General features: G+C 63.3%; 10 protein-coding genes. 4 read left to right on the top strand and 6 right to left on the bottom strand.

All coding sequences use genetic code 11. From position 1 onward, the window contains the following. Nucleotides 1–6: 6 nt before the first annotated feature. Genes AC2A04_RS14955 through AC2A04_RS14935 form a run of 5 tightly spaced genes read right to left on the bottom strand, consistent with a single transcriptional unit; the run spans nucleotide 7 to nucleotide 4,044 of the window. Entirely contained in the window at nucleotides 7–831 is an 825-nt protein-coding gene (locus AC2A04_RS14955; protein WP_484213158.1) for an urea amidolyase associated protein UAAP1, read from the bottom strand. After that, nucleotides 828–1,268: a CopG family ribbon-helix-helix protein gene (locus tag AC2A04_RS14950; RefSeq protein ID WP_484213202.1), complete on the bottom strand. Its 441-nt coding sequence runs from the start codon at nucleotides 1,266–1,268 to the stop codon at nucleotides 828–830. Before AC2A04_RS14950 ends, AC2A04_RS14955 begins: the two co-directional genes overlap by 4 nt. 49 nt (nucleotides 1,269–1,317) lie before the next feature. After that, nucleotides 1,318–2,112: an ATP-binding cassette domain-containing protein gene (locus AC2A04_RS14945; RefSeq protein WP_484213156.1), complete on the bottom strand. Its 795-nt coding sequence runs from the start codon at nucleotides 2,110–2,112 to the stop codon at nucleotides 1,318–1,320. Continuing rightward, nucleotides 2,109–2,924: an ABC transporter permease gene (locus AC2A04_RS14940; protein WP_484213155.1), complete on the bottom strand. Its 816-nt coding sequence runs from the start codon at nucleotides 2,922–2,924 to the stop codon at nucleotides 2,109–2,111. The genes AC2A04_RS14945 and AC2A04_RS14940 overlap by 4 nt, the downstream gene beginning before the upstream one ends. A gap of 37 nt (nucleotides 2,925–2,961) precedes the next feature. After that, complete coding sequence (locus AC2A04_RS14935) at nucleotides 2,962–4,044, bottom strand: putative urea ABC transporter substrate-binding protein (protein ID WP_484213154.1); 1,083 nt, start codon at nucleotides 4,042–4,044, stop codon at nucleotides 2,962–2,964. A 596-nt stretch (nucleotides 4,045–4,640) separates the two neighbouring features. On the opposite strand from AC2A04_RS14935, the gene AC2A04_RS14930 reads away from it, so the two are divergent. From AC2A04_RS14930 to AC2A04_RS14915, 4 genes are all read left to right on the top strand, one after another. Further along, nucleotides 4,641–7,040, top strand: coding sequence for a TonB-dependent receptor (locus AC2A04_RS14930; protein WP_484213153.1), 2,400 nt, complete (start codon nucleotides 4,641–4,643; stop codon nucleotides 7,038–7,040). Between the two features lie 211 nt (nucleotides 7,041–7,251). Beyond that, nucleotides 7,252–8,076 carry an MBL fold metallo-hydrolase gene (locus AC2A04_RS14925; RefSeq protein ID WP_484213201.1) on the top strand — a complete coding sequence of 275 codons (825 nt, stop codon included), beginning with the start codon at nucleotides 7,252–7,254 and terminating at the stop codon, nucleotides 8,074–8,076. 169 nt (nucleotides 8,077–8,245) lie between these two features. Further along, nucleotides 8,246–9,250, top strand: a complete 1,005-nt coding sequence (locus AC2A04_RS14920; RefSeq protein WP_484213152.1) for a sterol desaturase family protein — start codon at nucleotides 8,246–8,248, stop codon at nucleotides 9,248–9,250. Between the two features lie 62 nt (nucleotides 9,251–9,312). Continuing rightward, nucleotides 9,313–9,915, top strand: a complete 603-nt coding sequence (locus tag AC2A04_RS14915) for a hypothetical protein (protein ID WP_484213200.1) — start codon at nucleotides 9,313–9,315, stop codon at nucleotides 9,913–9,915. 21 nt (nucleotides 9,916–9,936) lie between these two features. On the opposite strand, the gene AC2A04_RS14910 is transcribed toward AC2A04_RS14915, so the two are convergent. Continuing rightward, nucleotides 9,937–11,259 (bottom strand): sugar porter family MFS transporter, encoded by a 1,323-nt coding sequence (locus tag AC2A04_RS14910; RefSeq protein ID WP_484213151.1) that lies wholly within the window; start codon nucleotides 11,257–11,259, stop codon nucleotides 9,937–9,939. Between the last annotated feature and the right edge of the window lie 3 nt (nucleotides 11,260–11,262).

The following is an 11,262-nucleotide window of genomic DNA, read 5'->3' as shown; positions in this document are numbered from 1 at the left end:
TCCTTCTCAGCGGCGGAAATAGTCTTCGACGTTCAGGAAGGCGCGCAGGCCTTCAGGCGTCGCTGTGCGGATCGCGTCGTCGGCAGGGGTCACCGGCCCGCGCCATGCCGTCGCGCGCAGCGGCGTCACGCTCCACTCCACGCGCGGATCGAGCACGTGAGGACAGTTCGCGATCACCACGATCACGTCCATCTCGGCGCGCAAGACCACGCTGCGGCCCGGCGCGAACGGCCCCACGTCTGGCTCGATCGAGCCATCTGCCAGGATCGTCGCGCCCTTGAACAGGTTGATGCAAGGGTGGACGTCGCGGCGCTGGAGGCCGTGCTTGGCCGCGCCGAGCAGGAAGCGGTCGCGCCCGCTGGGATAGGCCCCGCTGTTGCGCCCTTCGCCGTATTTCGCGGCATTGGTGGCGACGTTCGAAGTGCCGCAGAAGGCATCGTGCGTGCCTGCGTCATCCTCGACGATGCTCATCATCACGCGGCCCATGTCTGACAGAAGCAGCTTGCCCTGGCCGAGATAAGCGTTCCACTGCACCTTGACCGTGTCTGCCACATTGAGCCGCTCGGTCGGCATATCGGCGTTGAAGACAAGCATGGAGGCGCAGGCATCGCCCTTGAGATCGATCAGCCGCAGCCGCGTGCCGCGCGCCAGCCGGCGCGTGGCATAGCCCCCCGCCGCGATTGTCTCTTCCCAGACAAGGTCTTCCGCGCCCACGCCCTCGGGCAGATCGCTGGCCACCGGCGGCAGGACTGGCATGGCCTCGACGACCGTGCCTTCCATGCTGCGCGCATGGTCGCGCGCGGCGAGCGGATTGGCGAGGTTCGCGCTCATGCGGCCGCTCCCTTCGAAGTGTCGCCCGCATCCGGCTCGTACAGCGGCGGCAGCAGGGCGGTGGTGGTGACAAGCTGGAGCTGGTGGACACCGCGCACCCGGCGCAGCGCATCGCACAGTTCCTTGAGGCGGACGGCGGGGCCCTGAACCAGCAGCACTTCAAGCGACTGATCGTCTTCGAGGAACACGTGCTGCGAGGAGATGACCTCCTTGAGGTAATCGGCCTGCGTCTGGGCAAGCTGATGGCGCACGCGGCCGCGGTCCCCGCGATAGACGATGGTGATCGTGCCAGCGAGCATCTCGTCGGGGCGCGTATAGGCTTCGTGCTCGGCAAGCGCGTGGCGGATCAGCTCGGCAATCAGCTGCGAGCGCGACGGCAGCCCGCGTTCCTCGACCATGACGTCGAGCTGGCGGAACAGTTCGCCGGGGAGGCTCATCGAAAGCCGGGCAAGGCTCGTGGGTTCGGTACTCACTTCGTGCCCTTTCTTAGCTGTTGGCGGCTTGGGCGAGTGGAACGGGTGGCGTGGGTTCGGTCGCCGGCTCCGGGTCCTGGCGCAGAGCGAGGTCGTAGACGGCGGTCGCCCCGAAGCGGTGCGGCGCGTGCGGATCGTGGCGTCGCTTGTCGAGCGCCAGCACGCGCGTACCGAGCGTGAAGGCCTCGCGGATATCGTGCGTCACCATGATGATCGTCAGCGAATAGTCGCGCCACAGCTGCCTGATCAGCGCGTGCATATCGGCACGGATGCCGGGATCGAGCGCGCCGAACGGTTCGTCCAGCAGCAGGATGCGCGGACGCTTGATCAGGGCCTGTGCAATGGCAAGGCGCTGCTGCATCCCGCCTGACATCTGCGCAGGATAGAGGTGCAGCGAGTCTCCAAGGCCGACCGCCTCGAGCATTTCGGTCGCCTCGGCCGTCGCGGCCTTCGCCGCCGAACCGAACAGGCGGGCCGAGAGCGGCGCCTTTTGGCATTCAAGCCCGAACACCGTGTTGCGCAGCGCCGACAGGTGCGGGAACACCGAATAGCGCTGGAAGACCACGCCCCGGTCCGGTCCGCATTCGGGAGCGAGCGGCTCGCCGTCGAGCAGGATCTTCCCGCGCGTCGGCTGCTCTTGACCGAGGATCACCCGCAGCAGGCTGCTCTTGCCCGCGCCCGAGGGGCCGACAATCGAGACGAACGAGCCTGCGACGATGTCGAGATTGACGTCCTCGAGCACGATCTTGTCGCCATATTCGACCCAGACGTGGCTCAGGCTGAGGATGGGGCTGGATGTGGAGGTCAATGGCTCGCTCCATGGGCCCAGGGGAAGGCGCGGCGGCTGATCTGCGTCAGCGCAACGTCCATCAGGATCGCCAGCAGCGCGATCCACGCGACGTAAGGAATGATGACGTCCATCGAGAGATAGCGGCGGACGAGGAAGATGCGGTAACCAAGGCCGATGTCCGATGCGATCGCTTCGGCAGAGATCAGGAATACCCATGCCGGGCCGAGCGCGAGGCGAACCGCATGGATCAGCCGCGGCATCGCCTGCGGCAGGGCAACGCGGATCATGATCTGCCAGGAATTCGCGCCCAGGGTCTGTGCCTTGACGATCTGCTCGCTGGGCAAGGCGGCGACATGGGCGGCAAGATCGCGCACCATGACCGGCGCAATGCCGATGACGATCAGCGCCACCTTGGCCGTCTCGCCAAGGCCCAGCGCAATGAACAGGATCGGCAGCAGCGCAATCGGCGGAATGACCGCGATGCCCGTCACCAGCGGCCCGAGCGTGGCGCGGACCGGGGGCAGAACGCCGAGCACCAGTCCAACGACGAGCGCCATCAGCGTCGCGATGCCAAGGCCAAGCCCCAGGCGCTGGAGGCTGGCGAGGGTATCGGCCCAGAACACCAGTTGTCCGGTCAGGATATCGGGCTGGAACAACAGCGCGGACATTGCCTTGGCCATGCCGGTCGGCAGCGGCAGGATCTTGTCCATCGGGTTGGCCGCGTGGCGCTGGCCGGCCAGAAGCAGGTAGACGATGACCAGGGCAATGATCGGCAGCGATCCCAGCAGGATCCCGTTGTTCCGTCCGACATGACGGTTCACCCAACGCATGTTCGTTCCTTTGTCGCGCGAGGTCCGGGCGTGCGGATCAAAGTTTTCCGTCGGCGGCCAGCTTCATGAAGCTGTCGTCGAAGCGCAGGGTCACGTGCGCCGGATCGCCCAGGGTCTTGCCGCCGGGGAACGCCATGCCCACCGCATCGGCAGACGCTGCGCCCTTGAACAGGCCTTGGGTAAAGCTGAAGTCGCGCACCAGCGTCATGGTCGAGACCAGGGCAGGCGCATCGGTGGCGGCGACGGCGGCCTTCGGGTCGACATAGAGGAATGTCGTCTTGAGCTGGCTGTCGAACGCTTCGGGCGTTGCACCCGAAAGCTTGGCCATGGCGGCGCGCGCGTCCTTGCCCTGCGCATCCTGGCGCTGCATCAGCGCCACGGTCTCGTACCAGATACCCGCAAGCGCCTTGCCCAGGTTCGGATTGGCCTTGAGCACGGCGGTGTCGACGACCATCAGGTCGAGGATTTCGCCCGGAATGTCTGCCGAGCTGAACACTTGCGTCACGCCTGGCTGCGCCTTCATCACCGAAAGCTGCGGATTCCAGGCGACTGCGGCGTTGGCATCGGGCGATCCGAAGGCGCCGACGATGTCGGCATCCGAAGTGTTGACCGTCCTCACGTCGGTCGGCTTCAAGCCAGCCTTCTCCAGCCCGCGCGCGAGCAGGTAGTGCGAGACCGAAAGCTCGACGAGATAAGCCTGACGGCCCTTGATCGCGCTAAGTGAATTGGCGCCCTTGAGCAGGATGCCATCATTGCCGTTGGAATAATCGCCGACGATGATCGCGCTGGTGTCCTTGCCGCCTGCCGCCGGGATCGTCAGCGCATCCATGTTGGTCACGGTCACGCCGTCGAACTTGCCGGCGGTGTACTGGTTGACCGATTCCACGTAGTCGTTGACCTGCACCAGGTTGATCTTGATGCCGTACTTGTCGGCCCACTTCTTCACGATCCCGGCCTGCTGCGCATAGGGCCAGGGCATCCAGCCGGCGTAGATCGACCAGCCGATGTTGAATTCCGTCTTGGGCGCGGCCTGGGGGGCTGGCGACTGCGAGCACGACGCCAGCATCAGCGCTCCAGCGATCAGAACTGAACTTCCGGCCTTGCCAACAAGCTTGATCATGATTCGACCCCTTTCGCACTGCAGCATCATCGGACTTGAACGGCTTGTCCATCGAAAAATATTACATCTTCGAAAAAGAGTAATAACGCGGTTGCAGCTGGAGAGATCGCGCCGGGGCAGTGTCCTGGTCTGGAATCGGGTCACGTGAATCGGCAGAAGCCAAAGGTTACGGGAACGGAACCGCTCGCGATGGTCACCATTGGGACGCGAATCACTTTTCCGGCCTGTTGCTGACTCTCTTGCCAGTTTCTCTCGCTATGCACGAAGCGATAAGTTTTACGGAAACACGCAAATTCAGCCGGTTTGTGCGACGCAGCACGGATCATGTTCATACTGAGCAAGTGCAAAATTATTACGCTTGACGCGTTCCGTAATATCCATACCGTAATGCCCAGAAACCGGGAAACGGCCATTCAGGTCCGTCCCGGCGCGAGATACCCGGCGCAAGGACCGCGCCGATGAGTGGGGAATTTCGAGCAAGCAGGCCGCAACCCGGCCACCAAGGTGCCGACCAGGCCCAATCGCCCGGATCAGAGCACCAAACGGGGAAGGATGTCACTGACGACTGGCAATCACTGCAAGGGGTCGGAGTGACTATGAAAATGTTTCGCAACACATTGCTTGGCGCGACCATGCTTATGGGCGTGGGTGCCACTTCGGCCTTTGCCCAGGAAGCGGCGGCGGAAGCCGAACAGGACGCAGGCGAGATCGTGGTCACCGCCACCCGCCGCGCGACCTCGCTGCAGGACGTGCCGATCAACATCAGCGCGGTCGGCGCAGAACAGCTCGAGCGCCAGCGCATCGACGACGTCCGCGACATCGCCGACTTCACGCCCGGCCTGACCATCTCGGACACCGGTCCGGGAAACACCGGCACAATCGTCATGCGCGGCCTGAACGCCTCGGACTCCGACACATCGGGTGCATCCTATGACGATGCGCTGGGTCTCTATCTCGGTGAAGTGCCGCTCTATTACGATTTCAAGCTGCTCGACATCGCGCGCGTTGAAACGCTGCTGGGGCCCCAGGGCACGCTCTATGGCCTCGGCACGCTCGCCGGCGCCATCCGCAACATTCCCAACCGCCCGAACACCGATGCGGTCGAAGGCGAAGTCCATGGCCGCGCTTATGGCAAGGACCACAGCGGCAAGGTCGGCTACCAGATCGATGGCGTGATCAACCTGCCGATCATCAGGGATCACGTCGCGTTCCGTTCGGCGACCGGCTACTATTACGATCCGGGCTTCATCGATTATCCGCTGCTGCTGCAGACGCCCGGCGTCTCGCTTCCCCAGCCTTCCGGCACGACCGGCGTTTCGGACGCCGATTACATCGCGAACCTGCGCCGCGAGAAGGATCTCAACTTCGAGAAGACCTTCACCACGCGCAACCAGCTGCTGGTCCAGTTGAACGAGGACCTGAAGGTCAACTTCACTTACGCCTATCAGCAGACCAAGACCGATGGCGGGCAGTACAACAGCAATGGCGTGCTCGGCACCAGCAAGTATGAGAGCGCCGGGCGCTACAAGGAGCCCGTGAACCGCCATGCGCACCTCGGCAGCATGGAAATCAACGCCAACGTCGCCAACATCTTCGATATCGTCGCGACCACGGCCTACACCAAGGTCAATTCAAAGTCACAGTCGGACAATACCGACCTGCTGCTCGACCTCGATTACGGCTACGAAACCTTCCCGGCCTTCTCGAGCTGGAACGAGAGCGAGAGCGAACGCAAGCAGTTCAATCAGGAAGTGCGCCTTGTCTCGCGTCACGGCGGTCCGTTCAGCTGGGTTCTCGGCGGCTTCTACAACCAGCAGAAACTGCAGCGTGACTATATCGAGCACGTGCCCAATCACCCGTGGGTCGAATTCGGTACTCAGCCCAACCCCGATGAAGTCGAGTACGCCTCGTTCAACCGCGCGAAGGTGACCGAGAAGGCCGTGTTCGGTGAAGGCACCTTCCGCGTCACCCCGGCTTTCCAGGTAACTGCCGGCGCGCGTTACTTCGGCTACACCTCGGAAGTGGCGGGCCGTGCCACGGTTCCGTTGCTGGGCGATCCGGTCAGCCCGTATGATCTCAAGGCAGCGGGCGGCACGTCGAAGAAGACCGGGTGGGTGTGGAAGTTCAACAGCTCCTACAACTTCACGCCCGACTTCATGCTCTATGCGACCTACAGCAAGGGCTATCGCATTGGCGGTCCGAACACCGTTGCGCCTTGCGTCCTTCCGTTGAAGCCACCGCCGTTCCAGAACGTCTGCGCCCTGCCGAACGAAATGCAGTACGGGCCGGATACGACCAAGAACGCCGAAGTCGGCGTGCGCGCGCAGCTGTTCGACCGCAAGCTTACCTTCAATGTCAACGTCTTCCAGATCAAATGGGAAGGCATCCAGGTGGACTCGGCGACGATCAACGGAATCGTGGGGATCACCGTCAACGGCGGTAAGGGTGAATCGAAGGGCGTCGAAACGTCGTTCCAGATCCGTCCGATCCCCGAGCTGTCGATCCAGGGCACATATTCCTATGTCGATGCCAAGCTGACCGAGGACGTGCCCGCGATCATCGCGGTCAATTCGCCGGCCGGAAGCTATCCGAGCACGCCGATCCAGCTTGACGCGCTGGCCGGTGACCGTCTGCCCGGCTCGGCCAAGCACAGCGGCAGCCTTGGAGCGGCCTATACCGTACCGTTCCGCGATGGCAGCGTGATCGTTGACTGGACGGCAACTTATCGCGGCGATGTCGTGACGCGCCTCGGCTGGGATCGCGCCTATGGCGACAAGCTCCCGGGCTACGTGCTGCACCGCGCATCGCTGACTTACGAGACCGACACCTACAGCATCGGCCTGTTCGCCAACAACATCTTCGACAAATTCGCCGTTGCTTCGGTGGCTAACGACCGGTCGCGCGTTGGCCTCAATGATGGCGTACTGCTGCGCTACTACAAGCGCACTGTGATCAACCCGCGCACTGCGGGTATCGAGGCGCGGTTCAAGTTCTGAACCGACGCAGGGGGTGGGGCGCCGTCCGGCTAGGGTGGCGCCCCAATCTCCTTTCAGGCTTCCGATGGCAGCGCACGAAGGACGAGCAGCGATGGCAAGGCATGCACGCAAGAGTTGGGGCAGACCTTACACCGCACTCGGAGCGGCGCTGCTTGTCGGATGCGGTGTGGCCGGCGTTCCGGCAGCGCAGGCCAAGGGCCCTTTGCTGCCAATGCTCTTTGCCGAACGCTGGATCGACGGGACCAATGGCGAGGAACCTGCCACGCAGGTCCAGGCGCTCGACGCCGATACGTTCGTCATCCGTCAATCGGTAACGACCAATTTCGAAGCGCCGTTCCTCTACCTGCTCTTCGGGCGCGACAAGGTCCTGCTTGTCGACACCGGGGCCGAAGGCGGTCGGATAAGGCCCACTGTGGACGGGCTGATCGCCAACTGGCTTTCCGCGCACAAGCGCAAGTCGATTTCGCTCGTCGTCGCGCACAGCCACAGCCACGGCGATCATGTCGCAGGCGATGCCGCTCTCCGTGATCGTCCCGATACCACAGTCATCGGGCTGAAACCTGAAGATGTCGCCGCAGCTTTCGGCATAGTGAAGTGGCCAGCCGCGGCGGGCAAGTTCGATCTTGGCGGACGCGTGCTCGATATCCTGCCAACGCCCGGACACCAGGCCGCAGCAATCATGGTCTACGATCGCCGGTTGAAGATCCTGCTCTCGGGCGACACGCTTTACCCCGGCCGCCTCTACGTCCCGGTGAACTTCCTTGATGACAACCGCGCCAGTATCGACCGGCTCGCGGCCTTCGCCGCGCGCCACCCTATCCGCGCCGCGCTCGGTGCGCACATCGAGATGACGCAAGTACCGGGCAAGGACTATGGTCACGAGGCGCCAACCCATCCGGGCGAGCATCGGCTGGAGCTTCCGGCGAGCATGATCGGCGAGTTGCGCGAAGGACTCAAGGCCAGGCTCGACGTTCCCGACCAGAGCCAGGTTCACGATCACTTCATCATCTTTCCCGTCGCGCCGAGAAGCGAATGACGGCGTTTCGTCAGGCTCGACATAGATCAGGCCTATGTCCGCTATACCACAATGCTGTCTGGCATGATCGGTTTATAGCCCCGACGTTGCCGGCATCGGGTTTCCATATTCATCCCGGCGGATCGGTGTTAAAACCGTAACCGCCGGCACAGATCGCGAGTACAGGCGCATGGACGGAGTTCGCGTAGGCAACCGCATCATCGGGTCCCAGGCCCCGGTCACCATAGGCTGGGAAAACATACCCCGCGTCCAGGGCGGGCCGATCAAGCAGTTCATCTTCACCTGGTTTCAGCCAACCGCGTTCTTTGCGCTGGTGCTGTTCTGGTACTATGCGCCCAATTCGATCGCCAAGGCGTCGACCGCGATCGGCATCGGCTTCAAGCTGCTGCTGCTCGCGCTCGAATGGGTCAATCCCCGCTTCGAAAGCTGGACGCTGACCTGGAAGGAACTGGTCGTCGACCTGTTCTACGTGGGCCTTGGCTACACCATCCTCAACATGATCGAAAAGTACATCGGCAGCGATGCCGTGATCGAGGCCGTCCAGCACAGCTTCGACTGGGGCAAACTGGAGTGGTTTACCGGCCTGCCGTTGCTGCTCCAGGCGTTCCTCATCTCGTTCATGTTCGATTTCGGGCAGTACTGGATGCATCGCGGGATGCACAACTGGTACCCGCTGTGGCTGCCGCACTCGGTGCATCACTACATCACGCAGCTCAACATCAACAAGGGCGCGGTCGGCAACCCGATCGAACTCTTCCTGATCGGCCTGGGGATCGGCGGCTTCTTTGATTTCCTCCCGCGCGCCGCGCTGCTCGCCGGCGCCATCGGGCTGACCACCGGCATCTACCAGCATATCAACGTGCGCTTCAACACGCCGCGCTGGTGGCGCTTCGTGTTCAACACCACCGAACACCACAGCCTGCACCACTCGCAGGATTTCGAAGCGACCCGCAGCAATTATGCCGGCACCTACATTTTCATCGACCGCATGTTCGGTACCTGCATCGATGGCGAGGCAGAACTGCTGGGAATGGAGGGCGGCCGCCGCATGACCATCCGCGAACAGATGACGTTCCCCTTCACCGAGGGTTGGAAGGCGATCAAGGAGCGCTGGGGCAAGGACACGAGCCGCACCGATGCTTTTGCGGTGCATGAATCGGTCCCTGCGGAATGAGCGAGATGGCCTCCACGTTTGCCATGGGTGAGCATCAGCCTGTCACCGCCACAGGCCATCGCCTGAACCTGCGCTTCATCGACTGGATCTGGAACGTGAGGGGCAGCGTTCCTCTCCCACCGGGGCAGTCCGAAAGCGAAGCCTTCGCGCGGCTCGATCCCCTGTTTCACGAGTACGGCACCACTTACGAGCAGAGCGGCGATACGCTGACTTTTTCCAAGAAGGACCAGCCCGCGCAAGACAAGATGTCCGTGTTCGACCACGGCGTCCTGCGCATCGAGCAGGAGCCGACCGGCGCCGTGCTGCGCTACCGCCTGTCCAGCCGCTCGCTGCTGTTCTGCTTCCTCGCGCCGCTGTTGTTCCTCGGCTTTGCCATGCTCACAATCCAGGTCGGCAAGCTTGAAGGGCCCAAGACCGAAGCGGCAGAAAAGGACAAGAAGAAGGACGTCGTGCCGGTCCAGAACCCGATCGACAAGTTCCTGGGCGCACCAGCGCCCGAGAAACCGAAGAAGGACGCCAAGGACAAGGCCGAAGACAAGAACAAGGCCAAGCCGACCTCGGCCTATGTCTTTGCCGGGCTCTTCGCCGCGCTCTGGCTGATCGGCCGCGTCCTCGAGCAACGCCTCGTAGGCTTGCTCTTCCGCAAGAAGCTGGCGGGATCATAGCACCGGCGCAGCCGATGGTGGTCAGCGGCGGGTAAGTTCGCGCGCCACGTCCTCAAGGCTGCGTCCGCGCGTCTCGATCATTGCGAAGTGAACCCACACCAGTTGCAGTACCATCATCCCGGCAAAGGCGAGGAATATCGTCGCTGGTGGCACGGCCGCAAGGATCGCGGGCATCACCAGCGTCAGCCCTGCGGCAAACACCCAGTGCGTGCCTGCGCCCAGCGACTGGCCTTTGGCGCGGGCGACGCTCGGGAAGATTTCGCTGATATAGACCCAGATCACCGCGCCCTGGCCGATGGCGTGCGCGGCGATGAAGGCGAAGATGAACGGCAGGACCAGCGCGAACTGGCCACTGGCAAAACCCCACGCCGTCATGCCGAGCGAGACGATATAGCCGAAGCTGCCGAGATACATCAGGAACTTGCGGCCCGCCCTGTCGATCAGGATGAGCCCCGCCAGCGTGAACACCATGTTGATAAGGCCGATCCCCACCGTTGCCAGCAGCGCCGTGGACGATCCCGCACCGGTCAGCTCGAAGATGCGCGGCGCATAATAGATGATCGCGTTGATGCCCGAGACCTGGTTGAACATCGCGATCAGGAAGGCGAGCATGATCGGGCGGCGGAACTCGCCCGAGAAGAACTGGCTCCAGCTGATCGTGCGCGAGTCTTCGTCGGCCTCCTGCGCGATGGCCGCAAGCGTCTCGTCCACGGTCGCAGGGTTGATCTGGTTCAGGATGGCGCGAGCCTCGGCCTCGCGCGCGGCGTGGCAATAAAGCCAACGCGGGCTTTCAGGAATGCTCAGGGTTGCGGCAAGATAGGCGAACGAGGGAACCGCGACCACGCCAAGCATCCATCGCCAGCCGTCCTCGCCCACGTTGCCGAGCAGGTAGTTGCTCAGGAACGCGACGAGAATGCCCAGCACGATCATCGTCTGGAACAGCGCCACAAGCCGCCCGCGCTGCTCGCGCGGGGCGATCTCGGCGATATAGGCAGGTGCGGTAACCGAGCTGACACCGATGGCGAGCCCGCCCAGAACACGGAACATGATGAACGACAGCGGGTCCCAGGCAAGCGCAGAGCCGAGTGCGGATACCGCATAGAAAACGCCGATCGCGATCAGCGTCGGGCGGCGGCCCCATCGGTCGGACGGCCATCCGCCGAGCAGAGCGCCGATGACCGTACCCCACAGCGCCGACGATATCGCCAGCCCGTGCAGCGCGTCGGACATCGACCAGACCTTCTGCACGGCCTGCTCGGCGCCCGAGATCACCGCCGTATCAAAGCCGAACAGAAACCCGGCCAACGCCGCGATCATCGCCCAGCTACCACTCTTTCCCGTCATCAT

Source organism: Novosphingobium sp. HNCC26DJ243, from assembly GCF_057180545.1.
The sequence above is the reverse complement of the archived record's forward strand: the minus strand, read 5'-3'. Positions and strand labels throughout refer to the sequence as shown.